General features: G+C 41.1%; 18 protein-coding genes. 11 read left to right on the top strand and 7 right to left on the bottom strand.

Annotation, left to right across the window (positions count from 1 at the left end; genetic code table 11):
* Positions 1–491 precede the first annotated feature (491 nt).
* Positions 492–1,460: a helix-turn-helix domain-containing protein gene (locus B4F91_RS03915; protein ID WP_286936898.1), complete on the bottom strand. Its 969-nt coding sequence runs from the start codon at positions 1,458–1,460 to the stop codon at positions 492–494.
* A gap of 219 nt (positions 1,461–1,679) precedes the next feature.
* Between B4F91_RS03915 and B4F91_RS03910 the strand changes: the two genes are divergently transcribed.
* The 3 genes from B4F91_RS03910 to eat are packed head-to-tail and all read left to right on the top strand — an operon-like array spanning position 1,680 to position 5,385.
* Positions 1,680–3,083 (top strand): ethanolamine ammonia-lyase subunit EutB, encoded by a 1,404-nt coding sequence (locus B4F91_RS03910; RefSeq protein ID WP_264390823.1) that lies wholly within the window; start codon positions 1,680–1,682, stop codon positions 3,081–3,083.
* Positions 3,083–3,961 carry an ethanolamine ammonia-lyase subunit EutC gene (gene eutC, locus B4F91_RS03905; protein ID WP_288635383.1) on the top strand — a complete coding sequence of 293 codons (879 nt, stop codon included), beginning with the start codon at positions 3,083–3,085 and terminating at the stop codon, positions 3,959–3,961. Before B4F91_RS03910 ends, eutC begins: the two co-directional genes overlap by 1 nt.
* A 20-nt stretch (positions 3,962–3,981) precedes the next feature.
* Positions 3,982–5,385 carry an ethanolamine permease gene (gene eat / locus B4F91_RS03900; protein ID WP_096042685.1) on the top strand — a complete coding sequence of 468 codons (1,404 nt, stop codon included), beginning with the start codon at positions 3,982–3,984 and terminating at the stop codon, positions 5,383–5,385.
* A gap of 845 nt (positions 5,386–6,230) precedes the next feature.
* Here eat and B4F91_RS03895 read toward each other — a convergent pair.
* Both B4F91_RS03895 and B4F91_RS03890 read right to left on the bottom strand, forming a co-directional pair.
* Positions 6,231–7,730, bottom strand: coding sequence for a T6SS phospholipase effector Tle1-like catalytic domain-containing protein (locus B4F91_RS03895; protein WP_096042686.1), 1,500 nt, complete (start codon positions 7,728–7,730; stop codon positions 6,231–6,233).
* A gap of 98 nt (positions 7,731–7,828) precedes the next feature.
* The gene (locus B4F91_RS03890) at positions 7,829–9,133 is read right to left on the bottom strand and encodes an NAD(P)/FAD-dependent oxidoreductase (protein WP_029772829.1); all 1,305 of its coding nucleotides are present in this window, start codon (positions 9,131–9,133) and stop codon (positions 7,829–7,831) included.
* Between the two features lie 503 nt (positions 9,134–9,636).
* On the opposite strand from B4F91_RS03890, the gene B4F91_RS03885 reads away from it, so the two are divergent.
* Both B4F91_RS03885 and B4F91_RS03880 read left to right on the top strand, forming a co-directional pair.
* The gene (locus B4F91_RS03885; protein WP_286938750.1) at positions 9,637–11,565 is read left to right on the top strand and encodes a RecQ family ATP-dependent DNA helicase; all 1,929 of its coding nucleotides are present in this window, start codon (positions 9,637–9,639) and stop codon (positions 11,563–11,565) included.
* Between the two features lie 45 nt (positions 11,566–11,610).
* Entirely contained in the window at positions 11,611–11,919 is a 309-nt protein-coding gene (locus B4F91_RS03880) for a YkgJ family cysteine cluster protein (RefSeq protein WP_004586962.1), read from the top strand.
* Between the two features lie 71 nt (positions 11,920–11,990).
* Here B4F91_RS03880 and B4F91_RS03875 read toward each other — a convergent pair whose 3' ends face one another.
* From B4F91_RS03875 to B4F91_RS03865, 3 genes are all read right to left on the bottom strand, one after another.
* Complete coding sequence (locus tag B4F91_RS03875; protein WP_138576690.1) at positions 11,991–12,608, bottom strand: glutathione S-transferase family protein; 618 nt, start codon at positions 12,606–12,608, stop codon at positions 11,991–11,993.
* Positions 12,609–12,656: 48 nt separating this feature from the next.
* The gene (locus tag B4F91_RS03870) at positions 12,657–13,685 is read right to left on the bottom strand and encodes an NADP-dependent oxidoreductase (protein WP_286938748.1); all 1,029 of its coding nucleotides are present in this window, start codon (positions 13,683–13,685) and stop codon (positions 12,657–12,659) included.
* Between the two features lie 176 nt (positions 13,686–13,861).
* Positions 13,862–14,350: a GNAT family N-acetyltransferase gene (locus tag B4F91_RS03865; RefSeq protein ID WP_286938746.1), complete on the bottom strand. Its 489-nt coding sequence runs from the start codon at positions 14,348–14,350 to the stop codon at positions 13,862–13,864.
* 147 nt (positions 14,351–14,497) lie between these two features.
* Between B4F91_RS03865 and B4F91_RS03860 the strand changes: the two genes are divergently transcribed.
* A complete protein-coding gene (locus B4F91_RS03860; RefSeq protein ID WP_286938745.1) occupies positions 14,498–15,703 on the top strand; it encodes an anhydro-N-acetylmuramic acid kinase in 1,206 nt (401 codons plus the stop codon).
* 27 nt (positions 15,704–15,730) lie between these two features.
* On the opposite strand, the gene B4F91_RS03855 is transcribed toward B4F91_RS03860, so the two are convergent.
* A complete protein-coding gene (locus B4F91_RS03855) occupies positions 15,731–16,216 on the bottom strand; it encodes a hypothetical protein (protein ID WP_024032946.1) in 486 nt (161 codons plus the stop codon).
* A gap of 709 nt (positions 16,217–16,925) precedes the next feature.
* Here B4F91_RS03855 and B4F91_RS03850 point away from each other — a divergent pair.
* The 5 genes from B4F91_RS03850 (at position 16,926) to B4F91_RS03830 (ending at position 19,986) form a co-directional block, all read left to right on the top strand.
* Positions 16,926–17,156 carry a hypothetical protein gene (locus B4F91_RS03850; RefSeq protein WP_096042691.1) on the top strand — a complete coding sequence of 77 codons (231 nt, stop codon included), beginning with the start codon at positions 16,926–16,928 and terminating at the stop codon, positions 17,154–17,156.
* A gap of 116 nt (positions 17,157–17,272) precedes the next feature.
* Positions 17,273–17,608, top strand: coding sequence for a hypothetical protein (locus B4F91_RS03845; RefSeq protein WP_096042692.1), 336 nt, complete (start codon positions 17,273–17,275; stop codon positions 17,606–17,608).
* Between the two features lie 122 nt (positions 17,609–17,730).
* Positions 17,731–18,375, top strand: a complete 645-nt coding sequence (locus tag B4F91_RS03840) for a hypothetical protein (protein ID WP_096042693.1) — start codon at positions 17,731–17,733, stop codon at positions 18,373–18,375.
* Positions 18,376–18,448: 73 nt separating this feature from the next.
* Complete coding sequence (locus tag B4F91_RS03835; protein WP_096042694.1) at positions 18,449–18,973, top strand: hypothetical protein; 525 nt, start codon at positions 18,449–18,451, stop codon at positions 18,971–18,973.
* 131 nt (positions 18,974–19,104) lie between these two features.
* The gene (locus tag B4F91_RS03830) at positions 19,105–19,986 is read left to right on the top strand and encodes an NAD-dependent epimerase/dehydratase family protein (RefSeq protein WP_054981634.1); all 882 of its coding nucleotides are present in this window, start codon (positions 19,105–19,107) and stop codon (positions 19,984–19,986) included.
* Positions 19,987–20,300 lie beyond the last annotated feature (314 nt).

Genomic DNA, 20,300 nt, shown 5'->3' with positions numbered 1-20,300 from the left:
AAGCGACGCGGCTCTGAACCCCTTAATGATTTATTGATCTTTAATACAAAAATGCACAAAGAGAAGGGATAGAGAAGTAAATGAGAAGTGAAATTGGTAGGCGCGAAACTTGCTCTCGCAAGATGTTAGTTACTTCTCTAAAAGCGAAGCGCCTCTGAGCCTCTTTGTGATTAATTGAGCTTTAATACAAAAATGCACAAAGAGAAGGGATAGAGAAGTAAATGAGTAGCCAAAGTAACTTGGTATAAGTTATCTGTATATCACCACCGAGTACACCGAGGCGCTTCGCGCTACACAGAGAAAACACCCGTAACGCTTAGTCACTTCTCTTGGTATTCTCCTTCGCTTCTCGGTGGTGAAACAATCACTTTATATCTCGGTTAAGGCGTTGCTTTTAAACGCCAGCAAGCTGTGCGTCTACAAGGTAATTTACTTCGGTGATAATTTTGTTGGTAGGCGCGAAAAGCTGACTCACGCGCGATGCTAAGCATCTAAAAATCTAGGCCACTTTCTTTTAAATTATTGGCGATGGTTTGAGATGGGTTTTCGCCAAATAACTGCGTGTAATCTTTAGTAAATTGCCCTGCGTGCCAAAAACCCCAATTGGCCGCTATGATTGATATAGGCTTAGTTTGTCCAACCACTTTAAGCTCGCGCCTTACATTGTTAAGTCGGGTTAAACGTAAAAACCTAAGCGGGTTAATACCTAAAATGCTTTCGAAACTGTACTGCAGCGTGCGCCTACTAACAAAAGAAAGCTCGCAAAGTTCGGTTATGGTTATTGTTTTTTGTGGGTTAGCTGCCACGTACTCTTTTACTTTATCGACCACCGCTTTACGGTGTTTGTAGCTAGGGGCTATGTTTTGCTGCGGGTTATCGGCTTGCAGTAAATGCAGTGCTAGCATACTAAGCATATCTTGCTGTGACTCTGGTTTAAGCCCAAAGCCCTTACAGGCAACCATACTATTAATAATTTGCCTTGCTGTTTGCAGCGATGAGTCACTTACCGATAAACGAGCAGATTGTGCAGATGATAGATTTTTAATAGTTACGCCTTGTAACTGCGCCATGTACTCAATGGAATGCCAATCAATAACCAAACCGTAAATATCAAATTGCTCAGGGGTAATTAGCTCAAAGTCGCTGCTGCTGGTACGGCACATAAATTGATTGCTCGCTACATCAAGGCCATTAATTTTACTTTGCTGCGACTGACTCGGTATGCCAAGCCAAATAGAGTTAGGGGCTATGTTGCATTGCTGGCGCAGTGCACGCTCGGTGTATTCTTTAAAAGCATGAATATCGTTGTAATTTACGCCTTCTATACAGCCATAAAAGCGGCCATCGCTTACTTGGTCGTACTTTTGCTGCCATTGAGTGAGGTTGTGGGCTTGCTCGTCAATATCGTGCGTGTATACCTTGCTCTTTTGTGGTGCGTTGTTGCTGCCTTGCTGCGCCATATAGGTGATGCTCTTTTAAAGTAAACATATTTTTAGTTTAAGTGAATGCCAAATAAAGGCGTTAACTTACTGAAATAAAATAATAAAACGTGATTTGCCAAAATTCGATAGCCACTTGGTACAAATTAAGCCTTCTTGTGACTATTCAAAATTGATTTATAGCTTATATGAGGCAAGACCTATACCAAGGTTTGTAATATTAGTTATGCGGAGTAAATCATGGGGCATACGTACAGTTATACTTTAGGAACACATACTTATCAATTCAAGAGCTTAGCGCAGTTAATGGCTAAAGCTACGCCGCAGCGCTCGGGCGATAGGTTAGCGGGAGTTATTGCACAATCGGCACAAGAGCGCGCTGTAGCGCAGATGACATTGGCCGAAGTACCGCTAAAAACATTTTTAAACGATGTACTTATTCCCTACGAGCAAGACGAAATTACACGACTTATTATTGACGAGCACGATGCAAACGCTTTTAAGCTTATATCGCACTTAACCGTGGGAGATTTTAGAAACTGGTTATTAAGTGATTTTGCAACGCCTGCGGTACTTGCAAGTGTTAGGCAAGCTATTACCCCTGAAATGGCGGCTGCGGTAAGTAAAATAATGCGTAATCAAGATCTCATACTTGTTGCTAAAAAGTGCCACGTAAAAAGCGCGTTTAGAAACACCATAGGTTTGCCTGGGCATTTATCAACCCGCTTGCAACCTAACCACCCAACCGATGACATAAATGGTATAGCTGCCTGCATGCTCGATGGCCTTTTATACGGCAATGGCGATGCGGTAATTGGCATTAATCCCGCCACCGACAACGTAGCGCAAGCCATTAAGTTAATGACACTGATGGATGATGTAATTCAAAAATACGAAATTCCGACACAAAGCTGCGTGCTTACCCATGTAACTAACACCATAGAATGCATAGAAGCAGGTGCGCCGGTTGATTTAGTTTTTCAGTCTATAGGCGGTACAGAGGCTACAAATTCAAGCTTTGGTTTTAATTTAAATACGTTAGCAGAGGCGCAAGATGCTGCGCTGAGCTTAAAGCGTGGCACGGTTGGCAATAATGTAATGTATTTTGAAACCGGGCAAGGCAGCTCGCTTTCGGCTAATGCACACCATGGGCTTGACCAACAAACCTGTGAGGCGCGTGCTTATGCTGTAGCACGCAAGTTTAACCCTTTATTAGTTAATACCGTTGTAGGCTTTATTGGCCCCGAGTATTTATTTGATGGTAAAGAAATTACCCGCGCAGGGCTTGAAGATCACTTTTGTGCCAAGCTTTTAGGCATACCTATGGGGTGCGATGTGTGTTACACCAACCACGCCGAGGCCGACCAAAACGATATGGATAACTTACTCACCTTATTAGGCGTGGCGGGTTGCTCGTTTGTAATGGGGATTCCAGGCTCGGACGACATTATGCTTAATTACCAAACTACCTCATTTCATGATGCCTTATATGTGCGCCGGGTTTTAGGCTCGCGCCCAGCGCCAGAATTTGAAGCGTGGCTTAGCAAAATGCAAATTATGGAAAATACCGCCGAGACTATTTTATCGAACACCTTACCAACTGCCTTTGCTAAGCCATTAAAAGCAGTACAAGGAGGGATGTAATGAAAGCGGTTAAAAGCATAAACACGCAAAGCAGCAACGATCACGATAATGGCAAAGTGGTTGAAAACCCATGGAGCGATTTACGCCGTTTTACCGATGCCCGTATAGGTCTTGGCCGCGCAGGCATTAGTTTACCTACAGCTGAAATGCTAGCGTTTCAACTATCGCATGCTCAGGCGCGCGATGCGGTTAACTTTCCGTTAGATATTAGCGAAATGACAAAAACACTCAGTGCTATTGATGCGCTTAGCGAGGTTGAAAAACCGCTAAGTGTACAAAGTGAGGCTGTTGACCGTGTTACTTATTTACAGCGCCCCGATTTAGGCCGAAAGCTAAACCAAGCAGGGCGTACAACGCTTTTAAACACTATGCAAAATAGGCAAAGCAGTACACAGGCGCAATACGATTTAGCCATTGTAGTTGTTGATGGGCTTTCGTCGTTGGCGGTACAAAAAAACGCAGCGCCATTTATAAGCGAGCTGCTTAGCCAATTACATAGCAATTCAATGCCCTATAAATTAGCGCCTATAACCCTTGTAGAGCAAGGCCGCGTAGCGATTGGTGATGACATTGGCGAGCTGCTAAATGCACAAGTGGTAATGGTATTAATTGGTGAGCGCCCAGGACTTAGCTCCCCCGACAGCCTTGGCCTTTATTTAACGTGGGAGCCAAAAACGGGGCTTAACGATGCGTGCCGTAATTGTATTTCTAACATTCGCCCTGCAGGGCTTAGTTACTTTGAGGCTGCCCGAAGAGCCGTATATTTACTGCAAGAGGCCAAAAAGTGCGGGCTTACTGGGGTTAACTTAAAAGACAGAACACAAGACGATGTAATAGAGCATCAGGTTCAAACCACAAATTTTTTAATCGCGGAATAAAACCATAAAAAGAGGTCAATATGTCTAATAACAATAAAGAGTATCTTGCACAAAGGCAGTTAAAAAGTGGCACTGCGGGCTGGTTATTGCTTGCAGGGCTAGGGGTGTCGTATGTAATTTCGGGCGACTTTGCAGGCTGGAACTTTGGCATAGCCGAAGCCGGCTGGGGCGGATTTGCCATTGCTGCCGTGTTAATGGCAATAATGTATTTAACGCTGGTGTTATCGCTTGCTGAAATGTCGGCAGCAATTCCTGCGGCAGGTGGCGGTTACAGTTTTGCGCGTCAAGCAATGGGCCCTGCCGGGGGTTATTTAACTGGCCTTGCGGTATTAATTGAATATGCATTAGCCCCCGCCGCCATTGTTATATTTATTGGCTCTGCGGTTGAGGCGTTAACGGGTTTTAATGGCCCGTGGGTATATGCACTGTTTTACTTAACGTTTGTAGGTATTCACTTAGCGGGTGTGGGTGAAGCGCTAAAAGTAATGATGGTGATAAGTGGCTTAGCAGTATTGGCTATTATTGCCACTGCCGTGGCGTTAATTGCTAATTTTGACGCGGCTAATTTATTTGATGTTGCGGTAACTAATGCCGCAGGTGCAAATGAATTTTTACCACTTGGTTGGTATGGTGTGTGGGCTGCATTGCCTTTTGCTATGTGGTTATTTTTAGCAGTAGAAGGCGTGCCGCTTGCAGCCGAAGAAGCTAAAAACCCGGCTAAAGATGTACCTAAAGGCATTATTGGCGCTATGTTATTTTTACTGTTTACCGCTTTACTTGTTGTGGTATTAGTTCCTGCTGCCGGTGGTGCAAACGCAATGGGTGCCAGTGCAGTTCCTTTAGTTGATGCGCTTAACGCCACGGGCAATACAAGCTTAGCCACTGTGGTAAATATTTTAGGCTTAGCGGGATTGGTCGCGTCGTTCTTTTCGATTATTTATGGTTATAGCCGTTTAGTGTTTGCGCTTTCGCGTGCGGGCTATTTACCGCGTTCGTTATCAATTACTACAGAGCGCAAAGTACCCGCGCGTGCGTTAATTGTACCCGCTATTTTTGGATTTATTGCCTCACTGAGTGGTGAGGGCGATTTAATGCTAGCCATGGCGGTGGTAGGTGCAACGGTATCGTATGCGTTAATGGCGCTGAGCCATATTATGTTACGTATTAAGCAACCTAATTTAGCTCGCCCGTATAAAACGCCTGGTGGCGTGGTTACATCGGGTATTGCGTTAGTGTTATCGCTTATTGCATTAACGGGTGTGTATGCGTTTGACCCTCGTGCATTTTTATACACAGTAGTGCTATTTGTGATTGGTGCAGCTTATTACTTTGGCTATAGCGCTAAGCATTTAGTCGCTAAAAGTGCGGATGAAGAGTTTGCTATGCTTGCCGATGCTGAAGCGGACTTAGCCGCCTCAAATTAAGGGGGTTAACACTAGGGTAAAAGCGTTGCTTTTAAAACGCCAGCAAGCTGCGCGTCTACAAGGTAATTTACCTCTGCTGTTAAGGCTCGCTGTAGGCGCGAAGCTTGCTCGCGCGAGATGGTAGTTACTTCTCTAAAAGCGAAGCGCCTCTAAGCCTCTTTGTGATTTACTGATCTTTAATACAAAAATGCACAAAGAGAAGAGAATGAGGAGTAAATGAGAAGTGAAAGCTGTAGGCGCGAAGCTTGCTCGCGCGAGATGCAAGTTACTTCTCTAAAAGCGAAGCGCCTCTAAGCCTCTTTGTGGTTTATTGATCTTTAATACAATATGCACAAAGAGAAGAGAAAGAGGAGTAAATGAGAAGTGAAAGTTGTAGGCGCGAAGCTTGCTCGCGCAAGATGTTAGTTGCTTCTCTAAAAGCGAAGCGCCTCTATACCTCTTTGTGATTTATTGATCTTTAATACAAAAATGCACAAAGAGAAGTGAAAGAGGATTAAATGAGAAGTGAAAGTGGTAGGCGCGAAGCTTGCTCGCGCAAAATGCTAATTACTTCTCTAAAAGCGAAGCGTCTCTTAACCTCTTTGTGATTTATTGATCTTTAATACAAAAATGCACAAAGAGAAGGGAAAGAGAAGTAAATGAGTAGCCAAAGTAAATTGGTATAAGTTATCTGTATATCACCACCGAGTACACCGAGGCGCTTCGCGCTACACAGAGAAAACACCCGTAACGTTTAGTCACTTCTCTAGGTATTCTCCTTCGCTTCTCGGTGGTGAAACAATCACTTTATACCTCGGTTAAAGCATTGTTTTTAAACGCGAGCAAGCTGCGCGATTACAGCCCATTTAACTTATGCGGGTTACTTTTACTTTTATTTTTCCTGCATTGGCGCCGTAAAATCGGCTTAAGTCATTGGCAAATGGGCTAAATTCACCTGATTTAGTAATGGTTACTGTAGCGCCATTGGCTATTTCAAATAAATATTCGTCGTTATTGTTAATTGCGCCAACCAAAGAGAACCACTGCGCTCTTGGAAGTCGTCTAAATGGTTCAAGCAATGCCATGGGGATTTCTTTAACCCCTAATTGCACATTATCGCGGTGCCAGCCGCTTGCAGTGCATTTTATGCCGTCGTCATACCAAAATTGATTAGGGTAGGGGTCAAACTTATAAGTTGCGCCTTCAACTAACATAAGCCCTGTATTGTTATGTGCCTCGCTGGCAAACACCATTACATCTTGGCTTTGCGAAACTTGTAATACGCTCATGTTTTGGTTTTCAAGGGCAATGTGTTGGCTTAAACCAGTAAAGCTTAATGTGCTGTTATCGTTATACCTAATTTTGTAATGCAAGTTTTTAAGCGATTCTGGGCGATAGCTAGTTAGTTTATTAATTCGTGTAGCTACGCTTTGATGTATATGTGGTTCTAAGTTGCTGGCTTCGTTATCAATAAGTACATAGCACTCCCTATCCACCAATTTAAAAAAGGGATTAAACCAAAAGTAATTTTGCTGATGGCTTAAAGCTAAAGGATCGGGCGTTACGGTTACATCGTCTTGGTCAACTAATTTACTACCAGGCAATAAGGTTTCGTAGTCAATATCGTGACTGGTTAATAAACTAATATTAAGTGGTTGCTCAATTAACCATTCAAGCGCATAGCGCAGGCAAATATCAGCTAGGCCATCGCGGTAATAACCGCCGCCAATATCTGAATGCGCCCCTGCAAACCAAAGCTCGGTAATATTATTTTGATGGTTCATTAGGGTGGGTTCAAACGCACGGCGTTTTTCATCAAGTGCTACGCAGTGCAGTGCCTGCGAAATATTATTAGCAATGGTGTGGTTTTCAAATATTACATGCTCGGCACCGCGCGTTGCTTTACTGACTTTTGATAAACCTATTGAGGCCACGGTATCAAATACACATACGTAAACATTATCGCTAATTAAAGGTTCTAGGATTTTTGCAAAACGCCTAGCGAGTGCGCCGCCTCGGCTAAAACCGGTAAGTAAAAGGGTATCGCCTAGTTGGTAATGCGCTTTAAAATCACTCATGGCTTGATTTAAAATACTGGCAACATCGTCACCACGTGGCGCTAAAGTTTGGTTTAAAATACGTTTTAAGCGGCTACCTTTAGTGCCAATACCTTGATAATAAAAACTAAGCTGGTTTGTAAATGGGGTGGTGGGGGAGTCATCGAGTTTGCCGCCTAATAATAAATGCAGCTTAAGAATATTAGAAATACTACTGTCTTCTTTAAAATGGTCTGAGCTAAATTGCTCTGCATCGCGAGGCTCGCCCCCAGTACCATCAAAATTAAAAATTAGCGTTTTACCCGTCATAGCCCTAATCCTTTAATTGTTTTAAATACTCTACACAGGGAATGTTAAATATTAAAGACAGCAGCAATAAATAATTATTATCGCTGCTTACTCTATTTTTAATGCAGTTTCATTTTAGGGCGCACTACGCGCAGTACTTTTTCGCTTATCCATAATGCAAAGGTTTTTGCGCTGCCGTGTATGGCGCGCTGGTGCATGCGATACAGTGATATATACATAAAGCGAGCAATTTTACCTTCTATAAAAAAGGTATTGCTGGTTAAGTTACCCATTAAATTACCTACCGTACTGTAGCGCGATAAGTTAACGAGAGAGCCATGGTCGCTATATTTAAAGCCGCATAATGGCTGTTGTTTTAACGTGGCAATAAGATTTTTTTCTACACATAGCGCCATTTGATGCGCCGATTGTGCCCGTGGGGGTACAAGCTTTCCGTCTTCTTGGGTAAAGGCGCAGCAATCACCAATAACAAAAATGCTTTCATCTACGGTGCTTTGTAAAAACTCGTTTACTTGAATTTGGTTACTGCGGGTAAGATCAAAAATACCTAAATCTTTAATAAAATCTGGCGCTTTTACACCTGCAGCCCATACCATTATATCGGCGTCTATGTGTTCTTCGTCTTTTGTTATAAACCCTTGTTCGGTGGCTTCTTTTACCAGTGTTTGCTCTCGTACGTTTACGCCGAGTTTTAATAACTCGCGTTTTGCGCTATCGGCTATGCGCTCGGGTAGGGCGGGCAAAATACGGGGCCCCGCTTCTATTAAATGAATATGTAAACGCTTAGACGACATATTTGTAAGGCCGTAAAGCTTTAATAATTCAGATACATGGTAAAGCTCTGCCGAGAGCTCAACGCCGGTTGCGCCGCCGCCCACAATGGCAATATTTAATGATTGCTGTTGGTTATCGTCTTGGTGAAGGCGAGTAAAGCTGTCGAGTAATGAATGCTGAAAGCGCTCAGCTTGCTGGTTTGAGTCTAAAAAGTAGCAATGATCTTTTATGCCTGGGGTATTAAAGTCGTTGCTTACGCTGCCAATGGCAATAACAAGGTGGTCGTAGCGTACGCTGCGCTGTGGCAAAATAGTGTGGCCTAGCTCATCAAGGTGCGGTGCAAGGGTAATGGTTTTATTGCTTTGGTCTATATCGCAAAATGTACCAAGCTGAAAATTATAATGATGTTTTGCAGCGTGGGCTGAATACACAACGCCATCTAAATCAGGGTCAATAGAGCCTGTCGCTACTTCGTGTAGTAACGGCTTCCATATGTGGGTGCGGTTTTTATCGATTAAAAGAATTTCGGCTTGTTTTTTCTTCCCTAATTTATGCCCTAATTGTGTTGCCAGCTCTAGTCCGCCTGCGCCACCGCCAATAACGACGATTTTAGGTTTAGTTATATTCATAGCAATGCCCTTAAAAAATAATATACCCAAATAATCTGCTTATAACGCTTATAAAAAATCACTTGGGTATACAAAATTAGCTTGGCTGTTAGCACCATTGAGCATCTGCTGCGTATTTTGCGCCTAAATAAAACATATGTCAGCAATTGATAAGCTTATTTGTTGTATACTAAGGTCTAAATTGCCTCAATATGAAAAATTTAGCGCTTTAAAGGGCCCTAATATAAAGGCGTTATTTTACATAAAAGGCAGCTTGCTTTTAATAGGGTGTAACGCTGATATTAAAAGCTTTTAAATCTTTTAATCTATTGATTTAAAGTAGGTTTTAGTGCTTTGTTGATTGTTGCAATAAAGCCGCTAATACTTACAATCTATGCTTTATCTAAATTGCTTTTAATGCCAACAGACACTCTTATATTGAGATGCTTTGGGGTATATGCAAATATTTCATTTACGTTGCACTTTTGCTGTTAAAGCCCATTCCCTAGCCAAAAAGGATATTTATGACCACGCCATTAATTAAATCACTTGAGCAGCATTTTGGTTTTAGCCAATTTAGAGCAGGGCAACAGCAAACCATTGAGCAGCTTTTAAATGGGCAATCGTCACTGGCTATATTTCCTACGGGGTCGGGTAAGTCGTTGTGTTATCAGCTAACAGCTATGCATTTACCAAACTTAACCTTGGTGGTGTCGCCTTTACTTGCATTGATGAAAGATCAAATTAGCTTTTTAAATAGCAAAGGTATTTACGCAGCAAGCCTTGATTCTAGCCAAGACCAAATGCAAAGCAGCACCGTAATGAACGATGTACGAAATGGTAAAATTAAAGTATTAATGGTGTCGGTTGAGCGTTTTAAAAACGAGCGTTTTAGAGAGTTTATAAGCCAAGTTGCGCTGTCTATGCTGGTGGTAGACGAAGCGCACTGTATATCTGAATGGGGCCATAACTTTAGACCCGACTACCTTAAACTACCGCGATACCGCGAAGAGCTAAATATTCCACTGGTACTATTACTCACCGCCACAGCCACTAAAAAAGTAAAACGCGACATGAGCGAGCGTTTTAATATTGCCCCAGAGTGCATTGTACAAACCGGCTTTTACCGCGCTAACCTCGATTTAAGTGTGCTAAGTGTAAAAACGGCTGATAAAAACACTGAGCTTACAAACATAGTGCGTGCGCAAAATGGCCCAGGTATTGTTTATGTAACGCTTCAGCAAAGTGCCGAGCAAGTGGCTAATACGCTAAGTGCGCAAGGTATTCAAGCGGTTGCGTATCATGCAGGGCTTGAAGATACACTAAGGTGGCAAATTCAAGATGATTTTATGGCGGGTAAAATTAACGTTGTTGTGGCAACAATAGCCTTTGGTATGGGCGTTGATAAATCAGATATTCGCTTTGTTATTCATTACGATTTACCAAAATCAATTGAAAACTACAGCCAAGAAATTGGCCGCGCAGGGCGCGATGGCAACCCATCAAACTGTTACACCTTGGCTAATTTAGATGGCCTAAACACAGTAGAAAACTTTGTGTATGGCGACACCCCTGAGCTGAGCGGCATTGAATACGTAATTAACGATATTAAAGCCCAGCCGCAGCAATGGGAAATGCAAGAATACAGTCTTTCAAGCGAAAGTAACATTCGCCAATTAGCGCTTAAAACCTTGCTGGTACAACTAGAAATGCAAGGTGCAATAACGCCGCAGTACGCCTATTACGCCGATTTTAAATACAAGTTTTTGGTTGATAAAAACGAACTACTGAGCCAGTTTGACGAGCAGCGCCAAGCCTTTTTAACGCAAATATTTAGCCACACCGATTTTAAAAAAATATGGGGCACGCTTAATTTTGACACCCTTACCCAAGCCGCCCAAGTTGACCGTAAACGCGTAGTAGCAGCGCTTGATTACTTAGCCGAAAAAAACCTAATAACCCTTGGAACCAAACGTATTACCCAAGTTTACAAAGTGCATAGTGAGGTTATAAATAACCCTGAGCTTGCAAAGCAACTTCATGACTACTTTAGCGATAAAGAACAAGCAGAGATTAAACGTATTGCTGCACTGGTGCGCTTTTTTGAATTACAAAGCTGCTTAAGCTATAACTTAGCGCGTTATTTTGACGACCAAAATGCGCCAGCGCAATGCGGGCATTGTAGTGTATGCCGTGGTAATGCTGTAAAGCTTGAGTATTCAATAGAGCCTGCTCACATTGCCGATGGCGTGGTTTATCAAAAAGTGGATGAGTTTTTAGCGCATATGGCAACAAAAGGTATTCACAGTGTAGGTATTGAAACTCAGTGCCGCTTTTTAGCGGGCATGAGCGTGCCATTATTTGCACGTAATAAAGTGCGCCAACTGAGTGGTTTTGCGCTTTGTGAGCAGATGCGTTACAGCGATATAAAAGCAAAACTACTAGCGCGTTAAATTAGTTACTGTATCCTAGTGGCTTATTCAAAAAAGTAAGTCACTATGCCTAATACTGTTATTCCAAGTAAAACTATTTCCTCTACACCTGAGCCCGTAACCTGCGCTAATTGCCAGGCATGTTGCTGCCAATTAGAAGTGCGCATAGTGACCGACACGGGCGTGCCTTTTCAATACATTGATTACGACAAATGGGGCAGCGAAGTAATGAAACGCGCAGACGACGGCTGGTGCCAAGCACTCGACCGCAACACGCTAATGTGTACCATTTACGAAAACCGCCCACTTACGTGCCGCGAGTTTGAAATGGCCTCAAACGAGTGTATTACAGAGCGCGAAATAGCGGGTATTTAATAAAAACATATGCACTAAAAAAGGGGCTCAAAAAGCCCCTTTGGTTTATCTGTGTTTTGTACTTAAGCTAATTAATCGTATTTAGCTTCTAGCTCATTAGCTGTATGAAATTTCTCGTGGCTTTGTAATAGCTCATCGTATTTTACAAGGTGTTTAAAGTGGACAAGTTGGCCTGAGTTTTTAACTATTTCTACAATAAACGACATCATAATATCGGCACCGGTTAAAGTGTCGCCTACTAAATAGCGCTTACCTTGTAATCGGTCGTTAAAGTAGCTAATTACTTTTACGGTTTCTGCATCGGCGTAATTTTCTAAAAACTCTGTTTTAGCGCCATCTTTTAAAACAAACATTTTAAGCAGTAGCGGCAAAATAGCAGAGCTTTCAGCAAAGTGTAGCCATTGTTGATATTCAACATATTCGGCAGTGCCAGCTTTTGGTGCAAATTTACCGTTACCGTATTTAGTAATTAAATAATCGGTGATCGCGCCAGATTCGGTAACAATTAAGCCATCGTCTTCAATCACTGGTGACTTACCTAATTGGTGTACTTTTTTAAGTTCGTCAGGCGCTAAAAAGGTCTCTGTGTTGCGCTGGTAGGCAACAATTTCGTAATCAACATCAAGCTCTTCTAAAAGCCAAATAATACGTTTTGAGCGCGATTTATTTAAATGGTGTAGTTTAATCATGTCAGTCCTTGTTAGCGTTACTGCATGTGCAGTAACGCTTTGTAAAATTTAAAGTGGCTCGTTAATTTTAACAACGGTTTTACCAAAGTTTTTACCATTTAGCATATCGTTAAATGCGCTAATAGTGTTTTCAATACCTTCTACCATGTGTTCGCGGTATTGTACTTTGCCATCTTGTAGCCATTTTTGCATGTCTTGTGCAAATTCGTCGTAGCGGTGGCCGTAGTCGTCAAAAATTATAAAGCCTTGCATTTTAATACGTTTAGTAAGCAACTGCCCCATTAGCATACCCATACGATCAGGCCCATCTGGAAGGCTGGTAGAATTATATTGCGACACTAAACCACACAGTGGCACACGGGCTGCGGTATTAAGTAATGGTAATACGGCATCAAACACTTTACCGCCCACATTTTCGTAATAAACATCTATGCCGTTATCACAGGCTTTTTCTAGCTGCTCTGCAAAGTCATCGGCTTTGTGATCAATACAGGCATCAAAGCCCAGATTTTCAACGGCATGTGTACATTTTTCGTTGCCACCAGCAACGCCTACCACTTTACAGCCTTTAATTTTGGCTATTTGGCCAACGGTTGCGCCAACCGGCCCTGTTGCTGCGGCTACTACAACGGTTTCGCCTTCTTTAGGTGCGCCAATATCAAGTAAGCCCATGTAGGCTGTAAAGCCTGGCATACCCATAATACCGAGTGCGTACGATGGGTTTTCTGGCTCTTTACCTAATTGCATAAGGCCTTCGCCGTTAGTAATGGCGTAATCTTGCCAACCGGTGTAAGCAAGTACCCATTCGCCTTCGCTGAATTTATCGTTTTTAGACTCTTCTACTTGGCATACGGTAGCGCCTACCATTACATCGCCCACATTCACCGGATCGGCATACGACTTTGCATCGCTCATGCGGCCACGCATGTATGGGTCAAGTGATAGGTAAATAGTGCGCAGCAGCACCTCTCCATCTTTAAGCGCTGGTAAATCTACTGTTTTAAGCTCAAAGTTTTCATCGGTAGGGGCACCGTGCGGGCGTGATGCTAAAGTAAGTTGACGACTAGTTGCAGACATAAAAATCTCCTCTTAAGAGTGAATTTACTTAGCGAATGTTTACGCGTTTAAAACCAGGTGAGCCTAAACAATAATGCGCGCTAAGTTATACGAAAATAAAAATTTGTACCTTAATACACGAGCTTTGGGCGCGAGGCTGGTAATTCAAGCTTTGCAGAGTATTTATTCTAAACGGTTTATTTTAGCGTGCTAAAAATATGGCTATCGTAAAACACACCATTTTTATAAATGGCCTGTTTGAGAACAGCCTCGGCCTTAAAACCGCATTTAGTCAATGCCTTTATAGAGCCAGTATTGCCAGCAAATTCAGCGCCAAAAATACGGTTTAGGTTTGAGCTTTTAAATGCGTCATCGCAAATTTGCGAAATAGCATGAGTCATTACTCCTTGCCCCCAAAAGTGGCTATTAAGCCAATAGCCTATTTCGCCACTGCGGCTATATTCAAATTCTCCGGGGGTGATACCAATACACCCCGCAAATTGCTCATCTACAACAATGGCCTTAACTATTCCACTTTTAGAGCCTTGGTTTATCCACCAGTCGGCGTCGGCTTGAGTATACGGAAATGGAATTTTAGAGGATAAAAAGCGCGTAACCTGCTTATCGTTTAAGGTATTAATAATGTGTGGCGCGTCTGTTGGTTTAAAGTCTCTTAGGGTGATCATTGTTTTAATAAAGTGTCTGTTGCATACGGGTCAACTTAGCAAGCAATTAGAGATTGCACAATCACAAAGATTAACCGTTTACGCCTATAACTTTGTTTTAAAGTACTCTAATATAAGCAAAATATGATACCTGTTTAAGATACCTTTATGCACCCACATATAGCCGCCCTTTATAATAGTGCCCAAAAGCCAAGCCGTTTAATTATAGGTTTAATGAGTGGTACCTCGTTAGATGGGCTCGATGTAGCACTGTGTAAGGTAACGGGCGCAGGTATAAATACGCAAATTGAAGTGCTTAACTTTACCACCGTTGACTATAACAACGAGTATAAAAGTAAAATAAAGCAGGTATTTGCCAAACGAGAGTGTGATTTAGAACTTGTTACCTTACTGCATCCATGGGTTGGTAAACTCCATGGCGATATGGTTAATCAGTGCTTACATACTTGGCACGTAAACCCAGCAAGTATTGATGTAATAGCCAGCCACGGGCAAACCATTTACCACTGCCCGCAGTCGCAGCATAATCATAAAAGCTTTACTAATGGCACATTACAAATTGGCGATAGCGACCAAATAGCCGTTACTACCGGTATTACAACGATTGGCGACTTTAGGCAAAAACACATAGCCGCAGGAGGGGAAGGTGCACCGCTTGCGGTATATGGCGATTACTTATTTTTTGCAAACCACAATGAGAACCGCATTTTATTAAACATGGGTGGTATTGCTAATTTAACGTTTTTACCTAAAAGCGGTGATGCAAATAGCGTATTTAGTAGCGACATAGGCCCAGGTAACACCATTATGGATGCGTACGTACAGCAGAATTTTAAAGGTATGCACTTTGATGATGGCGCTAAAATAGCTAAAGCTGGCAAGGTTAATTCACTCTTATTAAATGCATTGTGTAGCAACACTTTTTTTGAGCTTGCGCTGCCTAAAACAACAGGGCCTGAAGTATTTAATTTAGCGTATTTGCATGGAGCTCAGCTGCAAACAAATACACAGCACTTAAGCCATGAAGATGTAATGGCAACTTTAAATATGTTTAGCGCAAGGGTAATTGCAAATGCGTTAAATGAATGCGGGCAAAGTGCTAAAGAGTGTGTGGTATACGCAAGTGGTGGCGGTATTCATAACCCATTATTAATGGCGCACCTTAATGCGCTGTGCCCGACTATTAAAGCGTTTAAAAATACCGACGATTTAGGCATAAACCCCGATGCCAAAGAAGCCGTACTATTTGCCATTTTAGCCAACGAATGCCTAGCAGGTGAGCAGCAGCACCTAAATAATACTGCGCAGGGTATTGCAGGGGTCACTATGGGTAAAGTGAGTTTTGCTGATTAAGTTTTTATAAATTTGTATACCAACACATTAAAAAAACGAAAATAAACTTGAGCTCATATTACGAAAGTATTTTTTAACGCCATGTGGCTTAGTTTGGCTTTTTAGTGCTTGCTGATTTTTATAACCAGCCTCAAACGCATTTACTTGCATATCAAACTGTAAACTATTTTTTAAAGTGGCATTTAAGCCATGCAGCATCAATTGCATTACTAAGCAGTGGCTTTGGGTAATTTTACTTAATGTTAAATACACATAACCACGCTCTAAGTCGGCGTTAGTGAGTACTTTTTCAGTAAAGTATTGCGCATCACGGGCACTGGGATACGTTGCGCTCAGCGAAATAATATCGTTTTCGTGGGCGTCGTCAGGCAATACGCATTGCAGCGTTATTTCATGCATAGCACTGGCTTGCAAGGTTAACTGCTCGTATTCCATTGTGTGGCCCATAGCCGCAGAGAGAGGATCTTCAAACGATTGTAACGCAAATGTGAGTTGCGTCATTGGTGTGCTCATTTACTTCAACTTCTAGATTATAAAAAATACAGTTCGAGTTTAAATTATCACCTATTTTGATTGCAGTTTTATGACAAGTTGCACTTAATCGGATAATCACTGTATTTTGATCAAAAAAGATCGCTATATGTTCTTTCTCATTCAACTTTGGAATGGTTTGTCACACATCTGGAATGAAGAGCTATATGTGGCAAGGCTTGTAGTAATGGTATTGTGTTCCTTATTTGGGTTTTTCTCATAGGCTTCTCTTCATCGGGAATAGAATTTGGTTTTTAGGCTTTACCTAATCAAAGCATTAAATAGAGATTCCAAATTAAAATTTCATACTTATCTTTTTTGATTTAATACGGTATGCATTGCGGTTGAATGTTGTAGCCCGTATTAAAAGAGTGCCCGCACAAGCCAAGCTATCTTATGCTAAAAATGTAGTAAGGCCTTTATGAGCGATAACAGGTCATTGAGATTGGCTAAATATCGTCGTTAATTGATTGGTTAAACTGCACTTTGCGCATATATTCATGAAAATGAGCGCTGCGCGCAAATTGGATTATTTAAGTTTACCTAAAAACTTTAGAAAACTTAGTGATAGTAATACCTTAGGTAATTTGTTAAAACTATATAAAGTAGATAAATGAGCGCTAAGTCGGTAGAAATATGCGCGACGAGCGCACTATTAAATTGTTATGTGTTTCTCATATTAAGGATAAATATGTCTAATGTAATGGATACAATTAATCATCAAGATAAAAAGCGTGACTTCAAAATGGTCATGGTTTTAGCATTCGTATTAGTGGCTATTTCTTTTTTTGCAATTGGCTTTATTTATGCAATTGCCCCACAGTTAAATATCTTAGCTACATTACTTGTCATATTTGGTGGTATAAATTCATTTCTAATTTATTATTTGATTAAAAAATTAGAAAGCGTAACAACCACATAACAAGCAATTAAACAGAGACAAATAACGCTTGGCTTTGTTCCTTCGTCACAAATTATAGCCAAGCAACAATTTGCCCGTTAATGTGGGCGTTATGTGTATCTCAGGTGTATTTAAAAATGGATGAATGGCTACAAGAAACAGAAGAATCTCTTTTATCTGCAATTACAGCCGTAAGTAGTGGTGAGATCCCTAAAGAAAATATGTATAAATTAGCTCCACTATTTTTTGCAGAAAGGCAAAATATAAAAAGAGTCAGTTTACTTGAGGAAATGTCTGAAGCTAATGAACAACAAGTTCAAACAGATTGCTCTTTCGATCCTAATTCTATTAAACAATATAAATTTAATTATGTTTCTTCTTATCTATTTTGTTTTGTTGTTGCAGGTAAGATTGACGAATTTAAATACGATGAAATAATGGAACACGTCAATCAAAAAATAGATTTGTTTTAAATACACATAACAAGCTGTTCAAGCGGGACTTTTTACAGTTTGCCGAGTTTCACTTCGCTACACAATTATGGCAAACTAATAAAAAGCCCCTTAACGAGGGCGTTAGCAGTACAAGGATGCATATGAGCACTATCGATTATTCTAAATACTCTATAAATGAGTTATTTGAAGTTAAAGATAAAATTTCACCTGAATCTAGTAATTATGATTCATTCCTGACAGAGCTCGAAATTAGAAAAGACGAAATAGCTATAGTAATGGCTAACTCCCAAACTGAAGCTTTTTCGTTAGCTGAAAATAGAGTTAAGATCATCGGTTATTTCCAACTTACAGCAGCCGTATTTATTATATTGTATTATTTGAGCTCTATTGCCGATGGTTCAGTTTCAATACTTAGTACGGTGATTACGCTTCCACTTATAGTACTTAATATTTTAGCTGGCTATACTGCATTAAAAGAAAACCATAAATACTACTGGCTTTCTATCTTAAATCAGTCACTTCAAATCCCTAGCATTGCTATCGGTAGTATTTCAACTACTTATTCTGGGTTAGGTGGTGCTTATGTTTACCTGAGTTGGGGGACTGAGTTTTCATTTGGGGCAACAGCATCATTTTTGCCTGGCTTCTCTTTTAATCAATTTACTTCAAGTTTACCTATGCAGTCGTTCTCAATTGATATTATTGCAATAATATTCATTGGTGCTCTTCTAACTGTAAGCAAGGTTAAAAGTACTGCTAACAAGCCAATTAATCAGGACAAATAACAGTTGGTTTTTGCTCCTACGTCGCTTATTTTAACCAACTGATATTCGCCCATTATTGGGGCGTTAGGTTCCTATGAGATTACTCACGATTCTTGCTGTTGGATTTTTAGTGCTGGGGTGTTCTGACGAGTATAATCCTTTCAAAAACAGGGTAGAAAAAAGAGCAGAAGGCTTTTTGTCGAAACATCATAGTAGCTTAGAACATTTGATTAAGTTGGCTGAGAAAGAAAAATTTGAGCTTGTTCAGTGGATAGATGAAGATGATGGTAAAAACCTGCCGGTAAATGTCGTTTCAATAAAAGGGACTAAAAAGAAAGTAGAAGTTTCTGATGGCCGACTTGACGAATTCATTTCATTCGCTAAAAGTAAAGGAATCAAATTAATTTGGTTTCAGTACTTTGATGGTGTTTGGTTTGTCATGAAGGCATTTTCTTATGAAGACAGCGGAAAGCGTCGAGAAGGCTATTTTTCTTTTGGTAATCCATCAAAAACAAGAATTTGCCATTTCGGCGAAGAAAATATGGGGTTCGCTATGCTTAACGAAAGCGAAAAGAATTGGTTTATGATCAAATGTAACATCCCTAAAACCGGAACCTAACAAGTTGCCAAAGTTCGCCGCAAAAAGCGCGGCTGGGACAAATACTCACTGGGCTTCGCCCAACAACGTTCGCATTTGCCCCTTGGCAAAGCGTTAGCTGCTTTGAGGTCAATCATTAGTAAGGTGTCATAGTGAGAATTTTAGTAACAGGCTCTGCCGGTAGAGTCGGGCGTGCAATCTATATTAAATTAATGCGCACCCATGACGTGGTCGGCATTGATAAAACGCCTTGCTCAACAGCCGATTACATTGGTGATATTCTTGATAGTGATCTGATTGATCGGGCTCTTAAAAATGTTGATGTCATCATTCATACAGCGGCTCTTCACGCTCCACATGTTGGTTTAGTACCTGATTCAGAGTTTCAGTCTATCAACGTAGACGCGACCGAGAAACTCGCTCTGGCTGGATTAAAAGCAGGTATTAAGCACTTTATTTTTACCAGCACTACTGCATTGTACGGCTATGCTTCAACACCTAAAGGTATTGCAGGTTGGATAAATGAAGACATCACACCTCAACCCAAGTCGATTTATCATAAAAGTAAAATTGCGGCTGAAGCTAAGCTAGAAGAAATTTCAAAGTTGTTTCAGCTTCCAGTTACTGTGCTGCAAATGTCGAGATGTTTTCCTGAACCTGCGGATTTAATGGCAGTATTTCGCCTTACTCGTGGCATAGATGCTCGTGATGTAGCAAACGCTCATTTATGTTCTGTGGAAAAACGCTTAAGTGGTTTTAATCGTTTTATAATCTCAGGCGCTACACCTTTTCAACTTTCTGATTGTGAAGCGCTATATACTGATGCTGCATCTGTCATCGAGCGTCAATGTCCTGACATCGCGCTAGCATTTAAACAAAGAGATTGGCAACTACCTCAAAGCTTAGATCGCGTATATGATTCATCATCTGCCTGTGACAAATTAGGGTGGTCACCTATACATGGTTTTAAAAGCGTTTTGGAAATGCTAGATACTGAAATACCTGAAGTATTGCCAATTTTGAAACGCAGCTAACAAAGCAATTAAGAGTGATTCGGCGTGGGCAGCGTTTTTACTATGCATTGCTTTTAACATTAGGCAAAGCGAGTTCGCTCTCAGTACACTCTTTTTTAAAAGTTTCATACTTTGTGCCTAAACTCGTTTGCAAGTTTAGTTTTTCGATAGCTGCCTGTATTAGCCCTTGTCCATCTTTTGTTCACTAAATGCTGGTGTTCATTTTTATTGAACGATATTAATTAGTGAACAGGTAAACTTAAATCCCTTACTGTAATTAGTGGAATAAGTACAAGCCTGATAAGTAACCTTTAGGAGCTTATAACAGCTCTATT

Source organism: Pseudoalteromonas sp. UBA6610 (assembly GCF_002433295.1).
GTDB classification, from domain to species: Bacteria; Pseudomonadota; Gammaproteobacteria; order Enterobacterales; family Alteromonadaceae; genus Pseudoalteromonas; species Pseudoalteromonas atlantica.
This window is presented reverse-complemented; position numbering and strand designations above follow the sequence as displayed.